Origin of the sequence: Corallococcus sp. bb12-1, from assembly GCF_026626765.1 — a bacterium.
Lineage (GTDB): Bacteria > Myxococcota > Myxococcia > Myxococcales > Myxococcaceae > Corallococcus > Corallococcus terminator.
Map to the genome: position 1 here is coordinate 26,050 of NZ_JAPNJZ010000030.1, position 22,875 is coordinate 48,924.

Below are 22,875 nucleotides of genomic sequence, written 5' to 3' on the forward strand. Positions count from 1 at the left end.
AAGCTCACCTCGCTGCCCAATCCAGGCAACTTGCCCTTATGCGCCTGTGGTGGTGGCAGCCTTTAGGCGTGGTCGTCTTCCGCCTGCGCTGCCCAGCACGCCCGCCCCCTATGTCAGGGAAGTTGTCGCCTCGGCTGACCGGCTGGGATGACCACGCCTTGGGGGCGAGAGCAGGCAGGACGCAGTGCAGTACACGGATGGATTCAAGTCAGAGATGGTGAGGCGGATGGTAGGTCCGGGCGCGGTGAGCGCCGCAGCGTTGGCCCGCCAGGAGGGCGTGTCGCAGCCGACGCTGTCGCAGTGGCTGCGGGAGGGGAATATGTTGGTGGCGATGACGCCCCCGCCCGAGGAGAAAAGCCCGCCGTGCCCGCTGCGCGGAAGAAGTGGACGCCCGAGGAGAAGCTGCGCGTGCTGGTGGCGGCCCAGGGGCTCACAGGCGAGGAGTTGGGGGCGCTGCTGCGAGGAGAGGGGCTGCACGAGGAGAAGCTGAAGGAGTGGCAGCAGGCCGCCGCTGAGAAGCGGGTGAAGGAGTTGGAGCGCGAGTTGCACCGCAAGGAGAAGGCGTTGGCGGAGACGGCGGCATTGCTGGTGCTCGAAAACAAACTTCAGGCGACGGGCTGGGGCGAGCGGCACCTGGACGACGAGGACGACGCAGTGGACGAGAAGCGCGAGAAATGACGTTCGCGCACGTACAGGAGGCTATCCAGCAGGGCGTGCGCCTGGAGGCCGTCTGCGAGCGGTTCGGGGTGGCGGTCCGCACCGTCCAACGCTGGAGGAAGCCGGAAACAGCGCAGGACAGGCGGTACGGTCCGCGCCCCCGGCCCGCCAACCGCCTCTCCGAAGTCGAGAACTGCCGCATGCTGGCGGTGGCCGACAGCGAGGAGTTCCGGGACGTCTCGCCCAAGGAACTGGTGCCCAGGCTGGCGGACCGGGGCGAGGACGTGGCCAGCGAGGCGAGCTTCTATCGGGTGCTGCGCGAGGCGGGCCAGCTTACGCTCCGGGGCCCCGCGAAGCCTCCCGCGCCGCGCCCCAGGGCGGAGCACACCGCCCGTGCCCCCTGCCAAGTATGGAACTGGGATATCACGTACCTGAAGGGCCCGGTGAAGGGCTGCTTCCTCTCCTGGAGACACGGGAGAAGTCCACCTCGCCGCGAAGTCCCAACTCGTGCAGGAGCCGCGCCTGGAGTTGCTCCCACACGCGGCCCGGGTCCATTCCTCCAACCTGCGCCAAGTCGTCATGCCCGACAGGCCGAACTGCTTGCGCGGCAGCATCTCCCACGGGATGCCGCTCCTCAACGCGAAGACGGTGGCCTCCAACTCCGCACGGTCATCCGCCCGAGGGCGGCCTAGCTTCTTCTTGGATCGGGGCGGAGGCAACAGGGGCGCCACGCGCTGCCAGAAGGCATTGGGGACGAGTTCGCGGACCAAGCCCAGCAAGCTGAGGATGCCCTTTGCTGTCGGTTAGGGCGCGATCAGAAATTAGTTAGTCGAATAGTGGAATAGACAGGCGACCGAGCGTGTTGGCCGGAGATGGACGCGGAAAAGGCCGTGGCGGAGCGCTACCAGGCACTCCGAGACGTCATGGATGAGCGGGTGACGCGCCGCTGGGCAGGGGCCGAGGCACTCGCGCTGGGGCGCGGCGGCGTCACTGCGGTCGCACGGGCGACGGGCTTGGCGCGCATGACGGTGCGCGCGGGGCGCGACGAGGCGAGCGGAAAGAGTCCTCCAGGAGAGCTGGTGCGGGTGCGGCGCAAGGGTGCGGGCCGCCCCCCGGTGGAAGTGGCTCAGCCGGGGCTGACGGAAGCCTTGGAGTCGCTGGTGGACCCGGTGACGCGGGGAGACCCGGAGTCGCCGCTGCGCTGGACGTGCAAGAGCACGAGGGTGTTGGCCGCGGAGTTGAAGAAACAGGGTTATGAAGTGAGCCCGCAGAAGGTGGGGGAGCTGCTCAAACGCCAGGGCTACAGCTTGCAGGCCGGGGCCAAGTCGCTGGAGGGAGAGTCGCATTCCGACCGCAACGCCCAGTTCGAGCACATCAACGCCCAGGTGGGGGAGTTCCAGCAGCGGGGGCAGCCGGTCGTTTCGGTGGACACCAAGAAGAAGGAGCTGGTGGGGGAGTTCAAGAATGGAGGTCGCGAATGGCAGCCGGCAGGGGCGCCAGTGCTGAGCCTGACGCATGACTTCCCGGACACGGCAGTGGGCAAGGCGATTCCCTATGGCGTGTACGACGTCGGGGACAACAGCGCCTGGGTGTCGGTGGGAGTGGACCACGACACGCCCGTCTTCGCCGTCAATAGCATCGCCACCTGGTGGCGCAAAATGGGCCAGGAGCGCTATCCCGAGGCGCAGCAGTTGCTGGTGACGGCGGACTCGGGCGGCAGCAACAGCGCGCGAAGCCGGGTGTGGAAGGCAGAGTTGCAGCGACTGGCGGACACGACGGGATTGTCCATCAGCGTCTGTCATTTCCCTCCCGGCACGAGCAAGTGGAACAAGGTGGAGCATCGCCTCTTCAGCCACATCAGCATGAACTGGAGAGGCCGTCCGCTGGAGGACTACGAGACGGTGGTGAACCTCATCGGCACCACGACTACCGCCAAGGGCCTGAAGGTGAATGCACGGCTGGACCGGCGGCGCTACCGCACGGGAGTCAGCGTCTCTCAGGCGACAATGCACCAACTCCGCCTCATCCGCTCAGACTTCCATGGAGACTGGAATTACGTCCTCAAGCCCATTTCGGCCAAGTAATTTCTGAGCGGACCCTTAGTCTAGTAATGAATTTCGTTAGGTGCTGTTAGTATATTTCTGTTCGAAGAGGATGGAGGCTTGGCAATGGCGCAGGAGAAGAAACGAGATGCTTTAAGTGAGGCCATAGCCAAACTGGATTGGCATGGTTGCTCCGCAACTCTGGCGACGCTCAACGCGGGCGTCGACTACTTGCTTGAGCGAATTATCCATTCTGGAAGCATGATTCTGCAGAGAGGAGACGACCGGCTGCGGCAGCGCCGAGATACGTTCGCTTCGGGCGTCGAGGCGCACCTCACGACGTTAGGCGCAACGGACGAGCTGCAGGCATTTATTGACCACGTGCGGCAGTGCAAGCTCGCTGAATCTGGCTATCAGGCGATTCAAGCGACGCTTCAAGAGACGACCGGCGATATCGCGCCCGATCAACATGCATGGGGAACCCTCGAACGACTCCATCTGGAGTTGCTGGCACTAAAGAAAAACCTTCGGCGAGAACTGCGAAAGAGGAAGACAGTCGACCCCGTGTCCCTCCATCTCGTTGGTGACGACGGAGCAACTTACGCGCCCGATGCCGCTGCAGCTACCTTCATCAGCACAGCCTCTGCCGCCGTGAAGATGTTCGCTTACGGAAATAGGTGGTTCGACGGAGAGGGAAATATCGTCCTGCCGGCAAGGCCTTTCGTCTCTGCCAGGACTCGGTGGCGCATTGGCAACACGTTTGTTCTCGGAGCCGCTTGGCGCACGCTCGACTTTAGCACCGAGCGTTGGAGATTCTTTGGAGGAGAGGTCAGAATATTGAAGGAGGCCGGAGGTTCTGCAGAACGCCTACCGAGAGATGTGCTCGATTTTCGAGTTGACAGCCTTCGTCTCGAACTCCTTGAGGACATCGCTGGGCAACGGCTAGATCGACTCTTAATGCAAGCATCTGCTGATCTTCCAGCGATGCGCTTCCGGAAGGGGGACCCATCGACGCACGCTCCACTGCCGCCAGTGGCCTTCATTGACGAGGAGGAGGTTCTTGCTGTGTTGGGATTGAGCCAAATTCTTCACTTCCCTGTACCGGAAGACTTGGAGGAGTACGAGGGGCTACGACTCATTGAATGGATCCGCGGCTACTTGTGCTTGAAGGGCTTTGTGGACGGCCGAAGGGCAGTACGCGGCGTGGTCCGCTTTTCTTCGGCTGAGTTCATCGCGGTGGCAGTCGGTTACGACCTGTCAGCATCCAAGGCCACTATGTTTCTCGAACTGCTTAAGTTTGGCCGAGACACGATCGACCTCTTCGACGCCCCGCTCCTTGCAGGTGTCGATGGCTTTATTTACGCGGTGCGAGAGGTAGTTCTGGCCGCGAACGTTCCGCGGGTGGTGCTCTCCCAATTATCAGGTCTTGGGGTTCAAATCGGCTGGAAGGGGAGGGCCTTAGAGAAGGCTGTTCGCGAGCGGATCCAAAGGCAGGGAATTCGCTGTGTGGGTTTCAAGTTTAAGATTGATGGTGTTGATTATGATTGCGACGCTGCCTTTGTCTGGGATCGTGTATTGTTTCTGTTTGAATGTAAGAACCGGTCGTATTCAAGCCACAAGCCGTCTCGGCTCTACGGGTTCCTGAGCGAGTTGGGCGAAGGAATGACACAGGCAGAGCGCATGGCCGAACACTTCGCCAAGCATCCCGATGCTGTACGGCAACACCTCGGCGTGGATCTACAGTGGGACCGCATCGTCCCCTGCGTAGTCAATGGCATTCCTTTTAGCATCGGCAAGGTCGAGGGGATTTATGTCTACGACGCATCGGCGCTAGCGAGGTTCTTCGAGAGCAAACGCCTCAATGTGGTCGCCTTTTCCGCTGGCGACAAAACAAGCATGCCGTTCTCGATACCCGAAGCTACGCTCTGGGCAGGTGAGCAACCGACGGCTGAAGATCTCGTTCGTCAGATGAATGACCCGGCACAGATCTCAATGCTCAGGCCGCAGTTCACGGAAGATGTCAGATGGGGAATGGCATCCAACGAGTTGATGATTGCGGCGCCTACCATTCGCAGCATGGAAACTCCCTTGGATCCTGGGCTCGTTTCAGCCCTTGAGGCCCATCCCTTTAAACATCTTTCTTGACGTAGTCGACGGTGCCGGCAGCGAGGACGCGTGATGTCGCGACCTGCCGGCGCACCTCGCTCCCCGGAGCGTAGCCTTTCTTCTTCCTTGGCTTCGGCCCACGAGGGTGTTTGAGGAGCATCGCCGGGTCGACGTTCCTTGCCATGCTCACGAGCGTCCGGGCCAGTTGCTTCGAGGTCTGGCTTTCGTATGGCACCCAGGCCTCTTCCGGAACGGCGACCTTCATTCCGCCGTAGTACTCGCGCAACTCGGCCGCGATGTAGAAAGAGGAGATGGGCTTCTGCTCGCATACCGGATGGGCAGACTGTACCGCCGCCTGCAAGAGGGCCAACACGTCGTAGGCCACCAGTGCGACGCAGAAGCCAAGCAGGGCGCCTCGGGGCGAGCCAAGGCTTCGCACCTCGCTTTCAAGGACTGACTCCAGGCGGCCAAAAAGGCATTCAATCCGCCAGCGTGTGCGGTACAGCCGTGCGAGCGTTGTGGCCCCCTTGCGGTCCGCCGGGACATTCGTCAGCAACCGGATGACGGTGTCGCCGTCGTCGGTGGGCGTGTCGAGTTCAATCTCGATGCGCCGCAGTCGCAGCGCGCCGCCTGCTCCGTCTGGGATGGACACCGCCTGCTCGAAGACCGTCCCCGTCTCGATGCGCCCCACCTTGCGTCGCGGGCGCTCCTCGGTCGGCGAGGGATTGCGAGCATGCTCCCGCACGAGCAGGAAGGCGCCGCGCGCGGCGAAGGCCTGGAGAATCGCGCGCGTACTGAAGCCCCTGTCCGCCACCGGTGAGCGTCAAGGTAGTTGTCGCATGAAAGGGTTCAGCCGATGCGCTTCAGTTCCTGTCCTTCCGGTGAGGGGTTGAGGCGCACGGGGCCCGCGGGCGTCCAGTCGCGCGTGTCGCGGCTCCATCGCTCGGGGTGACGTGCGCGAGCACGCAGGTACACCTGGTGGCGCTGGGCGAGCAGGGCTGCGTCGAGGCCGAAGTGCCTGGCTTCCGGCGTGACGAAGCGGATGGCGGAGTGCCGGTGCTCGGTGTTGTACCAGGTGACGAAACGCGCCACCCACGTGTGCGCATCCTGCGTCGAGGCGAAGGCTCGCTGGGGGAAGCAGGGGCGGTACTTCAGCGTGCGGAAGAGGGCCTCGGAGAAGGCGTTGTCGTCCGAGACGCGAGGCCTGCTGAAGGAAGGGGCCACGCCCAGCCATTGCAGCGTGGCCAGCATCGTGGCGCCTTTCATGGGGCCGCCGTTGTCCGAATGCAGCACCAAGCCCTCGGGGCAGCCCGCCTCGTGCCAGCTGTCGCGGATGAGGGCCGCGGCATGCGCGGAGGACTCCTCCTCGTGGACGCGCCAGCCCATGATGCGGCGGCTGAAGACGTCCACCACGAGGTAGAGGTAGAGGAAGCAGCCCTTCACCGGGCCCTTCAAGTAGGTGATGTCCCAGCTCCACACCTGGCAGGGGGCGCTGGCCGTGTGCTCGGCCTTGGGGCGCGGCGTGGGCGGCTTCGCGGGGCCCCGGTGGGCCAACTGGCCCGCTGCGCGCAGCACCCGGTAGAAGCTCGCCTCGCTGGCCACGTACTCACCCCGGTCGGCGAGTCTCGGCACCAGCTGCTTGGGCGAGACGTCGCGGAACTCCTCGCTGTTGGCCACCGCCAGCATGCGGCGCTTCTCCGCCTCCGAGAGGCGGTTGGCGGGCCGGGTGCGCGGACCGCACCGCCCATCCTGCGCGGTGGCCGGCTTGCTCCAGCGTTGAATGGTGCGCGGAGCCACCCCGAGCCGCTCGCAGACGGCCTCCAGCCGCACGCCCTGCTGGAGGGCCTCCTGCACGTGGGCGAGCGTCATTTCTCGCGCCTCTCGTCCGCTGCGTCGTCCTCGTCGTCCAGGTGTCGCTCGTCCCAGCCCGTCGCCTGGAGTTTTTTTTCGAGCACCAGCAGCGCCGCCGTCTCCGCCAGCGCCTTCTCCTTGCGGCGCAGCTCGCGCTCCAGCTCCTTCACCCGCTTCTCCGCCGCCGCCAACCGCCTGCGCTCCTTGGCCGGCAGGGCTTCCGTGGCCGCACCCGCGAGGGCCTGCTGCCACTCCTTCAGCTTCTCCTCGTGCAGCCCCTCGCGGCGCAGCAGCACCCCCAACGCCTCGCCTGCGAGCCCCTGGGCCGCCACCAGCACGCGCAGCTTCTCCTCCGGCGTCCACTTCTTCGGTCCAGACGGCGGGGCGGGCTTTTCCTCGGGCGGGGGCGTCATCGCCGCCAACTTATTCGCCTCCCGCAACCACTGCGACAATGTCGGCTGCGACACGCCCACCTGGCGAGCCAACGCGGCGGCACTCACCGCGCCCGGGCCCACCATCCGCTTCACCAACTGCGCCTTGAATCCATCCGTGTACGGCACTGCGTCCTGCCTGCTCTCGCCCCCAAGGCGTGGTCATCCCGGCCGCTCAGCCGAGGCGACAACTTCCCTGACACAGGGGGCAACCAGTCCCGCAGGATCACGGCCAGCGACTCGGGAGGGTAGAGCAGTGCCATCGCGGATGTGTCCACGTACACGTTCGGCTTCCACAGCATCGCGCGCGCATGCGTGGCGAAGACACCTCCGCCGTGCACGAGGACGAAGCGGGTGTGGCGCAGCGTTGGATCATTGAACGTCGGCTCCAACAGCAGCGGGTCGGCTCCGGCGGTCGCGTAGTACGCGCCCGGGCCCTCGAACGAGTGGATGTGGACCGCCACCCCCAGGCGGCCGGCCTCGCGTGCGATCTCCCGGAACAGGAAGTCCTGGAGCGCCTTGTATTCGGCATGGGTCGGCTCTCCACCGCCGACGTAGCGCGAGTACACGGCGCTCGCGGTCTGGGGGGCGACGTCAGCGAAATCCAGGGAGCGGAGCAGGGCTGCCTCGAACTTCACCGCGATGCAGCCCGCTTGCTGGTGATGCTCCAGCGTGGGCGTCACCACGGTCCGCAAGTACGCCTCCAGCGTCGCCGGCAACGCTCCGACCTTCAGCTCCGTGAGGTAGCGCCGCAGGAGCGACGCCTCCAGCGGATACAGCTTGTCGCGATCCGGCGTCACGGCGGCTTCCGCCCGCGTGGAGAGCGGCAACATCAGCGCATCCACGAAGGACACCCAGCGGAAGCGCGGCGGCGCGAGGCCCGGCCCCATCGCCACCCGGTTCGTGAGCATGACCTCCGTCCCGACTCGGTCCAGCACCCATGCGGGAAATCCCTCTCCCTGCTGCTCGGCGATGGCCCGCATGGTGGCCCGCAGCCCGGGCCAGTGCGCGTCGCTCAGTTCCTCGTAGGGGAAGCCGTAGAGGGCTCGATATGCGGCCAGCCAGCCCGGGCTCTCCGGATGCAGCGTCACGGGGAGGGGAAAGTCTCCCAACACCTCCAACGACAGCGCGTCGGACTCCGTGTCGCCGGGCACGACCGTGTTCGCATGGGTGTGGTTGTCGATGGCCCGGATTCCACCGATGAATTCGCGCAGCGCCGCCGTGCTCGTATCCGGTGGCATCATTCCCTCCTTCCCGCGGGAGCGGCGCGCTCTTGTCCAGAGGGCGCCGCTCTTTCACCATGACCATGGGGGAGGGCTCCGCCAACCGTGCGCGAGCGCCCGTCCGCCGCGCGCGCCGGCTGGTCTCGAGGGGCCCTTCGAGGCCTGGACTCAGCGCAGGCCGACGAAGTCGATACCGGCGGAGGAGATCTGGTCGTTCCAGGGGCCTCCCGCGGCGGAGTTGATGTCGCCCAGGCTCTGGGTCGTGCTGAAGCACCTGCCCGTTCGCGAAGGATGTTCGCAAAGCGTCGCGCGATAGGGGCCCAGGATCCGGACGGAGGACAGGATGTCATCGAAGCCCAGGTCGCCCAGGTAGCCGACGCCGGAGGTGAGCCGCAGCACGTTGCCTTCGAACTGGCCGTGCTCGTAGAGGTACACGCCGTCCGAGGCGGAGTAGGCCTGGACGGCATACGTGTAGTCGCCTTGCGTGGCCTTGTAGCCCGTCCCGTAGTCAGAATACGCCCAGTTGCTGAGGCCACCGGGCGCCTTCTTCACCACCACGCTCCAGAGCTGGAAGGGGAAGCGGGAACTCACCCGGCCGTGAAGCTGGACGGCCCGGTCGCTCGTGCTTCCCGACAGCGCGCCGAGCTGGGCGTTCACGAAGCCGCCCAGGAAGCCATTGCTCACCGCGCTCGTCACCGTCCGCGAGGTGAAGGCCAGGTGCGTGTAGTCATCCATGGTGTTGGATTGGACGTAGCTTCCGTCCGTGTGCATCCAACCGGCCCAACTGCCCTTGAGCGCCAGGGCATGCCAGTAACGTCCCGGGGCGGCATTCTGGAGGAACGCGTTGAGGCCATACCAGCGAGCCTGCGCGTCACCGCCGAGGGTGTAGGAGATGTTCTTGAACGCGGTGCCGAAGTCGCCCGGGAGGATGCTGGCGGAAGGCAGCAACCGGTAGTTGAGGGCCAGGATGGCGTCAATCAGCCCCGCTCCCGGGAAGTCCATCATCATGACCCCCGCGCGCTGGACGTTGCCTCCCACCAGGTGGTCGATGGCGTAGTCATTGACGCCCCGGATGGAGAGGCCATCGCCTCCAGCCACCACGTTGGGAAAGGCAGCCACGGAGGAGCCACTGAGGAAATTCACATACAGCGTGGGAGGGGCCCCCGCGTTCGTCCTCCCCAGGTGGTCCCGGACCTTGTCCCACTTGTTGTCGATGTCGAAGATGGTGGAGACGGTCCAGTCATCCTGGAGGGCCAGCGAACCCCAGCTCACGCCGTAGGCGCCACCGCCGAAGTTGTCCAGGATGACGATCTTGCCGCGCACCTCCCCGAGCGTGGGGACGTGGGTGCCTCGCCAGACATAGGGACTGTAGGCGGGCTGGTTGCGATACCACTCGAACGTCTGTTGGAAGCTCCGGCTGTTGCCATCCGGGGTGTGCTCCTCCTTCACCCGCATGAGGATCGTTTCGCCGGGATGGTCGCGCAGGAACTGGGTGGTGGTCGCCAGCACGTCGTCGAAGTTGGCGTTCAGGTAGACGACGCCATGGTGGATGGCGAACCGGTCGCCAATGTGGCGACACCGGATGTCCAGGGCCCGCAGGCCTGCGTCCAACTGGGCCCTCAGGCTCAGGGATTGCGTCTGGGTGAGGTCGCCGCCCGTCGAAGTGAACGCCATGGAGTCATGGGTGCCCGGCAGTGACAGGGAAGCGAGGCTCGCGGAGCCAGGCATCCAGCTCAACCAGTCGGGATGACTCGTTTCGATGCTGCCGGAGTGGTTGTAGTAGCGCCCCCGTGCGGCAGCGGGGGTGGTCGCGAGCAGCGCGAGGAAGAGCACCGCCGCCGCGTCGCGCAGGCAGGGGGCATGGAGCATCCGGTGGGACATGGGGCCTCGGGGGAAGAGGGCAATTCCTGGGGTGAAGGACGTCGGACTCCAGGTGTGAGCTAAACAGGAATGGACGCGAGGGCCCAGTGGCTCCTTTCCCTCGGCCCTGCCTGAAGGGGATAGACTGAGGCCGTGCTCCCCACGCCGGCCCCGAATCTGGTTGCCGTTTTCACCCAACACCTCCCCGCGGGTCTCACCGCCACCGGCCTCGACGCTGCACGGCTCGAGGCGCGGCTCCAGGCCCGTGTCTCCGAGGCGGCGAAGGCGTGGCCTCGGCTGGAGGTCCCCGTGGAGGGCTTCGTCGCCTTCCTGGCGGCGCGACTGCTGCCCGGTGTCCCGCCGGAACAGGGGTTGGACGCGCTCCACGTGGGAGACCTGCTGCTCGCCTTCGCGTGCTCGCGCATGGAGCCGCGCGCCCTGGAGCACTTCGACACGGAGATCCTGGCGAAGGCCGCCAGGGCCGCGGCGCGGATGGATCCTTCCGCCGCCTTCCGTGAGGAGCTCACCCAGCAGCTCCGGCAGAAGCTGTTCGTGGGCGACGCGCCCCGCATCCTGGACTACTCGGGCCGGGGGCCGCTGGTGGGCTGGGTGCGGGCCGCCGTCATCCGCGATGCCCTGAGTCTGCGCGGCTCCCCCCGGCAGGAAGAGGGAGATGAAGCGCTGCTCGACCTCCCGTCGGACCGCGCGGACCCGGAACTCGACTACCTGCGCCGCCGCCACCAGCGCGAGTTCGCGGAGTGCTTCCGGGCCGCGCTGGAGGCGCTGGATCCCCAGGAGAAGACGCTCCTGCGGCTCCACTTCGCGGACGGCGTGGGGGTGGAGCAGCTCTCGCGGCACTATCAGGTCCACCGTGCCACCCTGAGCCGCAGGCTTGGCGCCGCCCGGGAGGCCATGGTGAAGCACACCCTGCGGTTGATGAAGGAGCGCTACAAGCTGAGTCCCGAGGAGCTCCAGAGCCTCATCCGCCTGATGCGCAGCAACCTGGAGCTTCGCATCAGCCAGCTCTTCCAGCGGTGAGGCCGCGCGAGTCCATGGGCTGCCTCGATGAGAACGCGCTGCTGGACTACGCCGGGGGCCACCTGCCGGACGCCGCGCGCGCGGACCTGGATGCGCACGTCTCCGGCTGTGCCTCCTGCCGTCACCTTCTGGCGCAGTGGCTCAACGCCGGCGCGGACGATGGTGACGTGGGCGACAGCGGGGACCCGGAGCGCACGGTGCCGCTCTCTCCGGTGCGAGCGCGCCGGGGCGGACCGGACGCCGAGCCCTCCCGTGCGCCGCCACAAGCGCCGAGGGGAGGCCTCGCGCAGGGCACGCACGTGGGCCGCTACGTCGTGCTGCGGCCGGTGGGGGAGGGCGGGATGGGCGTGGTCTACACCGCGTGGGATCCGGAGCTGGACCGCACGGTGTGCCTCAAGCTGCTGCGAAGCGAGCTGATCTTGCTCTTGGGGGCGGAGGCGCAGTCCCGGTTGCAGCGCGAAGCCCAGGCGATGGCCCGGCTGGCGCACCCGAACGTCGTGGGCATCCACGACGTGGGGACGTGGGACGGCGGCCTGTTCATCGCCATGGAGTACGTGCGTGGCGGCAACCTGCGCGAGTGGCTCCGGCAGGCGCCGCGCAGCCGGCGCGAGGTGGTGGAGGTCTTCGTGCAGGTGGGACGCGGGCTGGAGGCCGCGCACGCGCACGGGCTGATCCACCGCGACATCAAGCCGGACAACCTGCTGGTGGGCGAGGACGGACGCGCGCGCGTCACCGACTTCGGGCTGGTGCTTCAGGCCTCGGACGCCACCCCTGCGCGCCCCGAACTCGCCGCCGCTACCGGGGGAGCGCTGGACGTCAAGCTCACCCATCCCGGGCGCGTGATGGGGACCCCGGCCTACATGCCTCCCGAACAGCTCGCGGGCCGCGCTGTCGACGCGCTCTCGGATCAATTCAGCTTCTGCGCGTCGCTGTTCGAGGCCCTCTTCGACGAGCGCCCCTTCCAGGGGGACAGCGTGGAGGACCTGTGCCGGAACATCTCGGTCGGCAAGGTCACTGCCGTCCCGGCCAGCAGGGAGCGCAAGGTCCCCCGGGGGTTGAGGGTCGCGGTGCTGAAGGGGCTGTCCCCGGAGCCGTCACACCGTCACCCGTCCATGAAGGTCCTGCTGCGGGAGCTCTCGCGGGACGTGGGGCGCAGGCGTGCCCGGCTCGCGGTCGCCGGGGTGGCGGTGCTGGGTGCGGCCACCGCCTTCGCGGCGCCGCAGTACGCGCAACACACCCGGCTTGCCGCGTGCGACGCTCCGCAGCGGGCACTGGACGGCATCTGGGATGCGGAGGCCGTGGGAGCCATCACCCGGACGTTCGCCGGGACCGGGCTGCCGCACGCGGACACGGCCTGGGGCGCGACGCACACGGTGGTGGACGCCTACGCGGACCAGTGGCGGGGGCTTCGCCGCGAGGTGTGTCGCGCCGCAGTGGTGGACCGACTGCCGGAGGAGACACTCGGGTTGCAGGAGCGCTGCCTCGCGCGCGGCCTGCAGGCGCTGAAGTCGCTCTCCTCGCTGTACCGCGCGGCGGACCGGGAGGTCGTCTCGCGCTCGCTGAGCATGGCCCATGCACTCCCGGAGCTGGCCTCGTGTGGCGAGGTGGCGGTGCTCACCGCATCACCCATGCCGCCTCCGTCGGACGCCGCGTTGAGGACGAAGGTGGATCAGGTGCGCCTGGCCCTGGTGGAGCTGCGTGCGCAGCGCGAGGCTGGCCGCTTCCGCCAGGTGATGGAGCCGCTCCAGGTGCTGCGCAAGGAGGTGGAGGCCCTGGGCTACCGGCCGGTGGAGGCGGAGGTGCTGCACCTGCACGGGCTGGCGCAGCATGACTCCGGACTCGTCCTCGAAGCGACGCAGACGCTGCGGCGCGCGGCGGTGGCGGGTGAAGCGGGGCGGCACGAACTGCTCGCGGCGAGAGCTTGGACGGACCTCGTGTTCGCGGCGGGGCGGCGGCTCAAGCGCTTCGATGAGGCGCGGCTGGGCGTCGAGCTCGCGACGGCGGCGCTGGAGCGCGTGGGCGGCGAGCCCGTGCTGGCGGCGCGGCTGCTCACCAACCGCGCCGCGCTCGAATCCGCGCAAGGGAACACGGAGGCCGCGGTGAAGCTCAACGCGGAGGCCGTCTCCGCCTACCGCCGGCTGCTGGGCGACGACCACCCGGATACGGTGCGCGCCTTCCTCCAGTGGGGCACGTTGCTCTATGGCGCGAAGCGCGACGCGGAGGCGAAGGCCGTCTTCCAGCAGGCGCTCAGCGCGATGGAGCGCTCGGTGGGCCCCCACCACCCCGCGGTGGTGGCCCTGCTCACCAGCCTGGGCCGCATCGCCCGGCGACAGGGGGACGCCGCCGGGGGCAGGGCGTACCAAGACCGCGCGGTGCGACTGCTGGAGGCCCTGGACGGCCCCGAGCACCCGGACCTCTCCATCCCATTGACCCACCGGGCCATCCTGCTCGAGGAGCTGGGTCGGTTCGACGAGGCCCGCGCGGACCTGCGCCGGGTGCTGGAACTCGCGCGCCGGGGCTCCGGTGATGACAGCCTGGAGGTCGCGGAGGCCTACGGCGAGCTGGCGCTGTGTGAGCTGAGGAGCTCCGAGTTCGCGCGAGCCGTCGAGTTCGCCGACCGTGCGCTGCGCATGGCCCGCGCGAAGCTGCCCGCGGGACACGCGGACTTCGCCTTCTACGAGTCCACGCTCGCGCACGCGCTGTCGGCGCGAGGGCAGTGGGCGCAGGCGCAGCGCCTGTTCGAGTCCGCGGCCAGGACGGAGCAGGCCGAGGAGGCCCCGGACTCCGAGACGCTCGCGGACATCCTCACCGGGCTGGCGTCGACGCAGGTGGAGCAGGGCAGGGCCGCCGAAGCGGAAGAGGCCGCGAGGCGGGCCCTGACGCTGCGGTCCGGCCATGGCGCGGACTCCGCCGACGTGGGGGAGACGCGCTTCGTGCTGGCCCGGGCCTTGTGGCTCACCGGGCAGCAGCGCGCCGCGCTGGACGAGGCGCGTGGCGCGGCAGCGGACTACGGACGTTCGAATCAGCGCAGGGACCGGGACGCCGCCGACGTGGCGCGCTGGCTGGCGGCGCGCTCCCGGTCGCGCTGAACTACATCGCCGTGGGGTCGCGGGCTTCCCGGCTGCCCTCGATGATGATGTCGGCGTCCTTGTCCTTGTCCTTGCCCTTGACGGTGGGGGTGCCAGCGCTGGTGACCAGCTCCTGCACCTGCCCCAGCAGCTTCGTGAAGTCACGGGCCACGCCCTGGACGAACGCGTCCACGGTGGGCTGGGCGGCCGGCTTCGGCTCTGGCTTCGGCGGCGGGCGCAAGGCCACTGGGGATGCGGTGGGGGCGTCAGGCCCCTTCAGCGTCGCGGGCTGGAATGGGCTCCCCTGCGAAATGCGACTCGACATGGCTGTATCTCCCCCTCAGGCGTGATGAACGGCAGGGGGATATTACCGGCCTTCAGACGCGAAGGTCGATTCCGTGCGACGTCATTTCGCGTGCCTTTGTCATCCCTTCAGGAGGCAGGAGACGACACCTGCCGTTTCGCTGGAGATGACCCATGGACATCCGATTCCCGAAGCCGGCCGCGACCTCGAAGCCCCAGGTGAAGCCCGCACCGGCTCCGCCTCCGCCTCCGCCCGTCCAGACGGCTCCCCAGGCGCGTCCCTGGGTGGAGACGGGCTTCATGTCGCGGGCCCAGGTGGCCGGCAGGGACCAGGCGCTGCGCACCATCGGCCTGCCCCCGAGCACCCCGCAGGGCGCGGCCACCACCCTGCGCAACGAGCGGCTGGGAGATGGCAACAGCAACTGCCTTGAGCGCGCCATGGCGCTGGCGCGACCCGGTGACTCGGTGGTCTTCCTCACCGACTCGCGCGACGGGGTGGGGCACGCCGTCGTCCGCAGGATGGATGGCTCCCTCGTCGACCCCAATGAGCCGAAGCGCACCTACCCGGATCTGCTGGCGTACCAGTCCTCCCACCCCCAGTACAGTCAGCCCCTGTCGGTGCCGCGTGAGAAGCTCGCCGCCGTGCTGGGGACGCCTGTCGGGCCCGGGCGCGATGCCCTCATCCAGACCCTGGGCCTTGCGTCCGTGGCGAACCGGCTCGTGGCGGACACCTACGACATGCGGACGCTGACAACCGCCTGCGATGCGGTGCACGCCGCTGTCGCCGCCAACAGCGACGCGGGTGCCGGCCACATCATGGCCGAGGCGATGCGGGCCGCCATCTCCTCCGTGCGGAGCTCCCATCCGGAGTGGAGCGCGGAGCAGGTGATGGACTACGCGGTGGCCGCCACGCATGCCAGCCTCGTCGGGCCCGGCCATGGGCTGGATCAGCTCAACCAGCCCGGGGCGCGCGGCAACGTGGTGGAGATGATCAACGCGCTGGGGAGCGACGAAAGCACCTTTGTCGGCGGCGGGCTCGACCCGACGAATGGAAAGGACCTTCGACCCGAGTTCAGCGACCTGAGCAACAACCAGGCCTTCCACTGTTTCTTCTTCGTCACGGCGGGCTACGTCGCCAACGGCCAACCGCTGCTCACCGATGTCCTGGCCAACGCGGTGGGGGCCTGGGGGCACGAGGTGCGCGACGAGGGTTCATCGCGCGAGGACTACATCGCCAGCAACATCTCGCTCACCATGGGACAGAGCCTGTTGGAGCGGGGCCGCTCGGGTGACATGGGCCAGGTGGTGGACGCTCCGGAGGTGATGTTGGCCGTGTACACCCCGGAGGCGGGCACGGGCCCCGGCGCGGACCGTGCTCGACGGATGGCGACCGAGCGCATCAACACCCTGAAGGACGCGCTCGTTGCGCTGGAGAATGGGAAGGACTTGATGGTCGCTCCGGACCTCGTCTCCTCCGTCCTGGGAAGGGCCTTGGATACCTTGGGCCTCCACGATGCCTCCTACGTTCTTCCCATCGCGAATCCCCCGGATTGGGTGAACCCGGCCAACCAGTAGCTCCTGCTCGAAAGCGTCAGCCATGCCCCACTCCAAATCACCCGAAGCTTCCCCGCGCGCCACCTCCGAGCAGCGATGTCGGCATCCCCGCGCGAAGTCCCTCATCCCGCTCACCGTGGCGCTCATGCTCGCGCTCACCGCCTGCGGGCCCGACCTGGCGCAGGAGGGGACATGGGGGCAGGGCGCCGCGACGGCGCTCACCTCCACAACGCCCCTGTCCTCGGTACGAGACAACCACACGGCGACGTTGCTGCCTGACGGCCGGGTGCTCGTGGTGGGAGGACTTGTCTCCAGCATCAACGCCCTCGCCAGCGCGGAGCTGTACGATCCGGCCACTGGCACCTGGTCCGTCACCGGCTCGCTCGCGCAAGGCCGCTTCAACCATGCGGCGACGCTGCTTCCCGACGGCCGGGTGCTCGTGACGGGAGGAAGAGGGGGCGGTGAGGTCGGCGCCCTCACCAGCGCGGAGCTGTATGACCCGGCCACGGAAACGTGGTCCTCCACGGGCGCGCTCTCGGTGGCTCGCTACTTCCACTCGGCGACCCTGCTGAGCAACGGCAAGGTGCTGGTGGCAGGGGGCCTTGGCGTCGGCGTCACCGGGTCCAACATCCTGGCCAGCGCGGAGCTGTATGACCCGGCCACCGGCACCTGGGCGACCACCGGCTCACTGCCGAACATCCGCTACAGGCACCAGGTGACGGCGCTGCTCAATGGCAAGGCGCTCCTCGTGGGCGGACATGCCGCGGCCGGCACCTACTACTCCTCCTGCCTGCTCTACAATCCGGCGACCGGCACCTGGGCCGCGACCGGCGCGCTCCCTGCGTACCGCGCGTATGCCGGACAGACGCTGCTGTCCGATGGCAGGGTGCTGGTGACCGGGGGAAGCAACGCGAACGTCAGCCTCTCCACGGCCGTGGCGTACAACCCGGCCACGGGCACCTGGGCCGCCACTGCCTCGATGGCGGAGGGTCGTTCCTTCCACTCCGCGACGCTGCTGCCCAACGGCAAGGTGCTCCTCGCGGGCGGAAGCAAGACCGTCCAGGTGTATGACCCGGCGACCGGTTCCTCCACGGTGGGCGCTCTGACGCAGTCCCGCTCCAGCCACACGGCGACGACGCTGCTCGATGGCCGGGTGCTCGTGGTGGGCGGCCTCGGCAGCATCGCGCTCGCGACCTCCGAGCTGTTCGACCCGACCACGGGCTCGTGGGCGCCAACTCCGACCCTGGCCGAGGCCCGTCAGCTCCACACGGCGACGCCGCTGGACGACGGCCGGGTGCTCGTCGTGGGGGGGCTGGGCGCCAACGGTCCCCTCGCCAGTGCCGAGTTCGCGGACCCCGCCACGGGCACCGTGTCCGTCACCGGCCCGCTGGCCCAGGCCCGCGACAGCCACACGGCCACGCGGCTGACGGATGGAAAGGTGCTCGTCACCGGCGGAAGGGACGCCATTGGCGCGCTCGCCACCTGCGAACTGCTGGATCCGGCCACCGGCACCTGGACGACGACGGGCTCGCTCGCGCAGGCCCGCCGCCTCCACACGGCGACGCTGCTGTCCGATGGCAGGGTGCTCGTCACCGGCGGGCTGGGGGCCAGCGCCCCGCTCGCGACCAGCGAGGTGTTCGATCCGGCCACCGGCACCTGGACGACGACGGGCTCACTGGCGGCGGCGCGCTCGCTCCACACGGCGACGCTGCTGTCCAACGGCAAGGTGCTCGTCGCGGGCGGCAGGAGCGCCACCGCGGCCCTGGCCACCGCCCAGCTCTATGAGCCGGCCACCGGCGCCTGGAGCGCGACGGGCGCGCTGACGGCGCGCTCCGCTCACACGGCGACGCTGCTGGACAACGGCAAGGTGCTCGTGGCCGGTGGAGACGGCGCCACCGCGGCCCTGACCACGGCCCAACTGTTTGATCCGGCCACCGGCGCGTGGACCGCGGCGGGTTCGATGGCGGTGGGGCGCGCAAGCCACACCGCGACGCTGCTGCCGGATGGCCAGGTGCTGATGACGGGCGGCAAGGTCGCCACCGGCTTCCTCTCCAGCACCGAACTCTTCGAGCCGACGCTGGGTGCCTGGCACACCTCCGCTCCGCTCGCGACGAGCCGCGCCTGGCACACCGCGACCGTGCTGCCCGGTGGGAAGGTGCTCGTCATGGCGGGGCTCGGCCCCAGCGGCACCCTGCGCGGCTTCGAGCTGCATGACCCGGCCGTCGAAACCTGGAAGGCGACCGGTCCGCTCGCGCAGGCCCGCCGCTACCACACGGCGACGCTGCTGCCTGACGGCCGGGTGCTCGTGGTGGGAGGGCAGGGGCCCGCCGGAGCGCTGGCGAGCGCGGAGCTGTATGACCCGGCCACCGGCACCTGGGCCCCCACGGGCGCGCTCACCGGGGCCCGCTACGGCCACACCACGACGCTGCTGAGCAATGGCCAGGTGCTCGTGGCGGGAGGCATTGGCACGGCGGCCCTCGCCACGGCGCAGTTGTATGATCCGGCGACGGGCCTCTGGACCGCTACGGGCTCGCTGGCCCAGGCCCGGTACTTCCACACCGCGACGCTGCTGCCCACCGGCAAGGTGCTCGTGGTGGGCGGCTATGGCACGGCGGCCCTCACCACGGCGCAGCTGTATGATCCGGCGACGGGCCTCTGGACGTCCACGGGCTCGCTGCCGGCGGTCCGCTTCAGCCACACGGCGACGTTGCTGCCCGCGCAGTTCCAGATGACGCCGGGGCAGGTCCTCGTGGTGGGTGGCCAGAGCACCACCGCCATCACCTCGGCCCTTGGCACGGCCGCGCAATACAACCCGACGACCGGCACCTGGAGCGCGGTGAGCGCACTGACCCTCGCCCAGGCCCGTGCCTGGCACACCGCGACGCCGCTGAATGACGGCAACCTGCTCGTGACGGGTGGGACGGGCACCAGCGCCTCGCTCGCCACGACCGAGCTGCTCAATCCCTTCTTCAAGGCCCCCTCCGTGACCGCCAAGGGGGCGCTCATTCAAGCCCGCTCGCGCTTCACGGCGACGCCGCTGCAGGATGGCCGGGTGCTCGTGGCGGGCGGGACGGGCACGACCGCCATTCTCGGCAGCGTGGAGGTGTATGCCGCCGGTACGTGGTCAAGCACCGGCACGCTCATCCAGGCCCGCCGGGCGCACACGGCGACACGGCTCTCCAACGGCCAGGTGCTCGTGGTGGGCGGAGAGAACGGCACGAGCCTCCCGTACCTCGCGAGCGCCGAGCTGTACTGACCCGCGCACGCCTTGCGCGCAATCGCGAGTGAATCCGGTCACTTCGAGTTCACGGGCCTCTCCATGCTGGTCCCGCCTGCCTCCCAGAGTCTCATCCCACTTGGGCGACATTCTGGAGATAGAACAAGGGACGCATGGGGGCACCAGGGCGGTTCGTGGATGCCCAACGGTAGCGTGTGCTTGGCGATGCCGTATCTCAAGGCACGTGCCACGGGCTCCAGTCAGAAGGCGTAGCGAGCCTGGAGCCGGAGCTGGCGGGGCGGCTGGTGGACTCCAGCCACGCCTCGTTGGCGGTGGAGCTGGGTGTGAAGTAGGCCATCGGCCAGTGCTTGACGCGCACTGGCTCGAAGTCAGGCCCTCAATCCGCCGTGATCAGATTCCCGCGATTCCTCGTGAACGCCAACACACCGGCCCGAACTGGAACTGTCCGACGCGCGCCCCGGGCCAAGATGGACGCGGCGACGATGGCTGCCGTCCTGGCGCAGTCCCACGTGCGCGCCCACGGACCGGGCTGGATCTGTCGGACCCGTGCGCCACCGGCTCAAGCTGTCAGCGCATGCTGGCGGACTCCAGAGAGGGACTGGCCCAGCCTTGACCCGCACTGCCCCGTGTTCGATGAACGGACGTGGAATGAACCTCCGAACTCGCAGCGCACTCCGCCAAGCCGTTGCGGTCGCCGTCGCCGTAGTTGGGTGCGCCACCTCTCAAGAGGCGCCTGAGACCTACGCTTGGGCGCCTGTGCGCCCGCCCGCTGTGCCCGGCACGGGCCTCCCCACCCGCGGGCAGCCAGGGCAGGTTCACCCCCAGCCCCTGCCGCGAAGCCCGCACAAGCGCGTGTTGCCGCCCACCCGGGAGCCGGGCCTTTGGGCCGGAGACGCTCCTCGGGCCTCGCAGGAACCGGAGGCGGACCCCACACCGGCGAGGTCCAGCGCGAACAGGATCGACCCGCCTGCCCCGGTGACGGCGGAGCGCCGCCGTTCTGATTGCGAGCCCATCCCGGTGCCTCACGCTGGCGAGGATGCCTTGCATGACGAGTGCGCCGACAAGTCTCCGCCCAACCGTTATCCCGGAATGGACGTGCGCGTGGGCGGTGTGCGCTTTGATGCGCTGCAAGTCGGCGTGCGCGTGCTGTGGGAGATCAAGACCCATCGGTTTGACACATACAATGCCTTCATCCGGCGGATGACGATCCTGGAGCAAGTGCCGTTGCTGAAGGAAGAGCGGGACATCGCGGAGGCATGTGGCTATGGCTTCGTCGTTGGGGTGAGCACCCAGGAGCACAAAGACGCGTTGCTCGAACAGGAGCCCACCCTCAATATTGTCGTTACGGGGTGCAAGCGATGACCAGGCAGAGAACCCTCATCCATATTGTCTTCGCGCCTGCGCTTGTTGGCGACGACGGTCGCACGCTCGCAGTCGTCCACGGAATCGAACGGGCGCTTTCAGGTGTGCGCTTGGAGTGGAAGCTGTCAGAGGCGGGGCGGCCCATCGCGTTGCCGCAACGCCATAGGTGGCTCGCTGAGGCGGCGGTGCGCGGGGAGTTCCCACTTCTGTGCAACGGCGACGAGAGTTACCCGGTGACGGTTTATGGGTTGCGGACATCCGGGCGCCAAGCGCCGGGCGGCCAGCCGTTGCTCGATGTCCATGCAGAGCTGCCGCTAGATGCGGCCAGCATCGCGGCTGCGGCGGATATGCTGGAAGGCGTGGCGGAAGGCGCACGCGCGTTCTGGGGGCGCGTGTTGCCGGACGGAGTGGCGCCGGAGGTGGCGAAACAGTTTCGCCATTCGATGGAGCAGCCGCATGTTCCGCCCCGGGGGCTCCCAGCGCTCAACCTTCCCAAGCACATCCGCTCGCCTGAGATCCCCCATTATCTCGGGTGGCTGAACTACTGGTCGGCAGCCACCGCACAGAGCCTCGGGTTCCCGGACCCTGCCCGCGATGCGGACTTGCTCTCTCGGGCGCGGCGCACGGCCACGGGCGGGTGGGTGGTTCGGCTCACGGATACGCCGCTGGATCTCGACAACCCCGCGCACCTTGAGGCGCTCGTGCGCGCGTACGAGCGTTTCCCGGAGATTGGCGGGCGCGTGACTCCGGGCTGAGTGAGGCTGCTGGGCGGTGGGCGTCTCCTGGCACGCGCCACAGGGCCGAACTGGAACTCATGGGACTTCGCCAAGCAGGGCCAGCCGCTTGTCGCAATGGTCCCGAACGATCCGGTCGGTGTCGGATAACGCCACGGGCTCCCGCGCGGGTGCGCTCCTGGTGGTCGAGGCACAACTCGAAAGCAAGGGGAGCAGGAGCAGGAGGTATCTCATTCGCGGTCTTTTCATGGGTGCCAAACTCAGGCCATTTCTACCAAAGAGAGGGGTTGGCGGGAGGCGCGTCCTCCAAGAAAGGGGTCACCATCGCTTCGAGTACCTTCACCTCCCCTGAGATCCCGATATGAGAGGTCGCGGGGAGGATCACCAACCGCGCCGCAGGAGCCTTCGTGAGCATCCCAGTCGCGGCCGCCTCCTCATCGCCTCCGCCCCGCAGCTTGAACATCGCCACCGCGTGTTCCGGTTTCACGCCATCCGCATCACCCACGATGACCATCGTCCTGGCTGAAATGGCGCGCATCTGGGCGTCGGTGATGTTCTGGTCGTTGATGTTCAACACCTTCATCTTCTCGACGTAGGCCTCGAATGCCTTGGGGTCAGCCGAGTGCTTCTTGAACGCTGCTTCGATTGGAGAACCTGTAAACACCTTGGCGCTCAGGCCCTCGATCGCCTTGAACACCGCAGGGTACCAACCGTCCTTGCGATAGGTGGCCGACAGCGAGACGAGCTTGTTGACGAGCGTGGGGTGACGCAACGCCAGTTGCAGTGCCACCCCTCCACCCTGGGAGTAGCCCATCACATCCGCGCGCTCCACCTTCAGGGCCCGCAGCAATGCCGCAGCGTCATCGCCGAACTGCTCGTAAGACATCGTTCGCGACGCGTCAGCGGTTCGGCCGTGACCCTGTTGGTCAAAGACAATTACCGAACGCTTAGCGGCGAAGGTCGCCACCCAAGGCTTCATTGAATCGGTGGACATGAAAGCCCCGGGAATCAACAGCAGCGGAGCTGTCTTGGCGCTGCCTGGCTCTCCGTACACTTCGTAGTAGAGCGTCAATCCGTTGATGGGCAGATGGCCACTGCGTGAAGGATTCGGTCGTTGTTGAGACATCCGGCTGGCCTCCGTTAAAGAGAAAGCACCGCTTATGTCCCAGCAGACACGGGGCGTCGACGACTCACTTCTGCGATGTAGAGCACTTCACATCGTCAGGGCCGCGGTGGGGTTCGACGCGCGAATGCTTGACTCCACTTCTCGGTTCCCGCCTGCGGGCTCCATCATCCTCGGCGTGACGTGTTGAACGCCCACCCATCCCCCAAAAGCAGACGCCAACGCCCGGCCCAGGAGTCACCTTGAGGCGCCCCGTCAGCATTCCAAGGGCAGAGGTGTCCAGAT

At 67.9% G+C, this 22,875-nt stretch carries 17 protein-coding genes and 1 pseudogene; 11 read left to right on the forward strand and 7 right to left on the reverse strand.

From position 1 onward, the window contains the following. Nucleotides 1-184: 184 nt before the first annotated feature. Both OV208_RS41450 and OV208_RS36610 read left to right on the forward strand, forming a co-directional pair. Nucleotides 185-310: pseudogene (locus tag OV208_RS41450) on the forward strand (transposase); the annotation flags it as partial. A 53-nt stretch (nt 311-363) separates the two neighbouring features. After that, on the forward strand, nt 364-678 hold the full coding sequence (locus OV208_RS36610; protein ID WP_267578591.1) for a hypothetical protein: 315 nt from the start codon (nt 364-366) through the stop codon (nt 676-678). Here OV208_RS36610 and OV208_RS41455 read toward each other — a convergent pair. Next, on the reverse strand, nt 606-1,436 hold the full coding sequence (locus tag OV208_RS41455) for a transposase (RefSeq protein WP_420715082.1): 831 nt from the start codon (nt 1,434-1,436) through the stop codon (nt 606-608). The two genes, OV208_RS36610 and OV208_RS41455, sit on opposite strands and share 73 nt — an antisense overlap. A gap of 93 nt (nt 1,437-1,529) precedes the next feature. Between OV208_RS41455 and OV208_RS36615 the strand changes: the two genes are divergently transcribed. Then, on the forward strand, nt 1,530-2,741 hold the full coding sequence (locus OV208_RS36615; RefSeq protein ID WP_267574262.1) for an ISAzo13 family transposase: 1,212 nt from the start codon (nt 1,530-1,532) through the stop codon (nt 2,739-2,741). Between the two features lie 84 nt (nt 2,742-2,825). Continuing rightward, on the forward strand, nt 2,826-4,844 hold the full coding sequence (locus OV208_RS36620; RefSeq protein ID WP_267578592.1) for a hypothetical protein: 2,019 nt from the start codon (nt 2,826-2,828) through the stop codon (nt 4,842-4,844). On the opposite strand, the gene OV208_RS36625 is transcribed toward OV208_RS36620, so the two are convergent. The 4 genes from OV208_RS36625 to OV208_RS36640 form a co-directional block, all read right to left on the reverse strand. Beyond that, nucleotides 4,828-5,619: a transposase gene (locus OV208_RS36625; protein ID WP_267578593.1), complete on the reverse strand. Its 792-nt coding sequence runs from the start codon at nt 5,617-5,619 to the stop codon at nt 4,828-4,830. The genes OV208_RS36620 and OV208_RS36625 overlap by 17 nt on opposite strands. A 35-nt stretch (nt 5,620-5,654) precedes the next feature. Then, nucleotides 5,655-7,216, reverse strand: a protein-coding gene (locus OV208_RS36630) for an IS3 family transposase (RefSeq protein WP_267575035.1) whose coding sequence is annotated in 2 segments (ribosomal slippage) — nt 5,655-6,754 and nt 6,754-7,216 — 1,563 coding nt in all. Because the reading frame shifts where the segments join, the coding sequence is not laid out codon by codon here. Beyond that, a complete protein-coding gene (locus tag OV208_RS36635; protein ID WP_267578594.1) occupies nt 7,180-8,331 on the reverse strand; it encodes an amidohydrolase family protein in 1,152 nt (383 codons plus the stop codon). The genes OV208_RS36630 and OV208_RS36635 overlap by 37 nt, the downstream gene beginning before the upstream one ends. Nucleotides 8,332-8,478: 147 nt before the next feature. Then, complete coding sequence (locus tag OV208_RS36640) at nt 8,479-10,191, reverse strand: phosphatidylinositol-specific phospholipase C domain-containing protein (RefSeq protein ID WP_267578595.1); 1,713 nt, start codon at nt 10,189-10,191, stop codon at nt 8,479-8,481. A 132-nt stretch (nt 10,192-10,323) separates the two neighbouring features. On the opposite strand from OV208_RS36640, the gene OV208_RS36645 reads away from it, so the two are divergent. After that, the gene (locus tag OV208_RS36645) at nt 10,324-11,208 is read left to right on the forward strand and encodes a hypothetical protein (protein ID WP_267578596.1); all 885 of its coding nucleotides are present in this window, start codon (nt 10,324-10,326) and stop codon (nt 11,206-11,208) included. Between the two features lie 14 nt (nt 11,209-11,222). Next, on the forward strand, nt 11,223-14,297 hold the full coding sequence (locus OV208_RS36650) for a serine/threonine-protein kinase (RefSeq protein ID WP_267578597.1): 3,075 nt from the start codon (nt 11,223-11,225) through the stop codon (nt 14,295-14,297). Between the two features lies 1 nt (nt 14,298). Here the strand turns inward: OV208_RS36650 and OV208_RS36655 are convergent, their stop codons facing one another. After that, the gene (locus tag OV208_RS36655; RefSeq protein ID WP_267578598.1) at nt 14,299-14,601 is read right to left on the reverse strand and encodes a hypothetical protein; all 303 of its coding nucleotides are present in this window, start codon (nt 14,599-14,601) and stop codon (nt 14,299-14,301) included. Between the two features lie 152 nt (nt 14,602-14,753). Here OV208_RS36655 and OV208_RS36660 point away from each other — a divergent pair, with 152 nt between their 5' ends. The 5 genes from OV208_RS36660 (at nt 14,754) to OV208_RS36680 (ending at nt 21,488) form a co-directional block, all read left to right on the forward strand. Further along, on the forward strand, nt 14,754-16,154 hold the full coding sequence (locus OV208_RS36660; protein WP_267578599.1) for a hypothetical protein: 1,401 nt from the start codon (nt 14,754-14,756) through the stop codon (nt 16,152-16,154). 22 nt (nt 16,155-16,176) lie between these two features. Next, nucleotides 16,177-19,389, forward strand: a complete 3,213-nt coding sequence (locus OV208_RS36665; protein ID WP_267578600.1) for a Kelch repeat-containing protein — start codon at nt 16,177-16,179, stop codon at nt 19,387-19,389. Between the two features lie 176 nt (nt 19,390-19,565). After that, nucleotides 19,566-19,703, forward strand: a complete 138-nt coding sequence (locus tag OV208_RS36670) for a hypothetical protein (protein ID WP_267578601.1) — start codon at nt 19,566-19,568, stop codon at nt 19,701-19,703. Nucleotides 19,704-20,412: 709 nt separating this feature from the next. Beyond that, complete coding sequence (locus OV208_RS36675) at nt 20,413-20,733, forward strand: DUF6310 domain-containing protein (protein WP_267578602.1); 321 nt, start codon at nt 20,413-20,415, stop codon at nt 20,731-20,733. After that, nucleotides 20,730-21,488: a DUF5953 family protein gene (locus OV208_RS36680; RefSeq protein WP_267578603.1), complete on the forward strand. Its 759-nt coding sequence runs from the start codon at nt 20,730-20,732 to the stop codon at nt 21,486-21,488. Before OV208_RS36675 ends, OV208_RS36680 begins: the two co-directional genes overlap by 4 nt. 250 nt (nt 21,489-21,738) lie before the next feature. Here OV208_RS36680 and OV208_RS36685 read toward each other — a convergent pair whose 3' ends face one another. Next, nucleotides 21,739-22,593: an alpha/beta fold hydrolase gene (locus tag OV208_RS36685; RefSeq protein WP_267578604.1), complete on the reverse strand. Its 855-nt coding sequence runs from the start codon at nt 22,591-22,593 to the stop codon at nt 21,739-21,741. Between the last annotated feature and the right edge of the window lie 282 nt (nt 22,594-22,875).

Coding starts and splice junctions, on each gene's coding strand:
- OV208_RS36615 (WP_267574262.1), top strand. CDS start 1,530: ATGGACGCGGAAAAGGCCGTGGCGGAGCGCTACCAGGCACTCCGAGAC.
- OV208_RS36620 (WP_267578592.1), top strand. CDS start 2,826: ATGGCGCAGGAGAAGAAACGAGATGCTTTAAGTGAGGCCATAGCCAAA.
- OV208_RS36635 (WP_267578594.1), bottom strand. CDS start 8,331: ATGATGCCACCGGATACGAGCACGGCGGCGCTGCGCGAATTCATCGGT.
- OV208_RS36640 (WP_267578595.1), bottom strand. CDS start 10,191: ATGTCCCACCGGATGCTCCATGCCCCCTGCCTGCGCGACGCGGCGGCG.
- OV208_RS36650 (WP_267578597.1), top strand. CDS start 11,223: ATGGGCTGCCTCGATGAGAACGCGCTGCTGGACTACGCCGGGGGCCAC.
- OV208_RS36655 (WP_267578598.1), bottom strand. CDS start 14,601: ATGTCGAGTCGCATTTCGCAGGGGAGCCCATTCCAGCCCGCGACGCTG.
- OV208_RS36660 (WP_267578599.1), top strand. CDS start 14,754: ATGGACATCCGATTCCCGAAGCCGGCCGCGACCTCGAAGCCCCAGGTG.
- OV208_RS36665 (WP_267578600.1), top strand. CDS start 16,177: ATGCCCCACTCCAAATCACCCGAAGCTTCCCCGCGCGCCACCTCCGAG.
- OV208_RS36680 (WP_267578603.1), top strand. CDS start 20,730: ATGACCAGGCAGAGAACCCTCATCCATATTGTCTTCGCGCCTGCGCTT.
- OV208_RS36685 (WP_267578604.1), bottom strand. CDS start 22,593: ATGTCTCAACAACGACCGAATCCTTCACGCAGTGGCCATCTGCCCATC.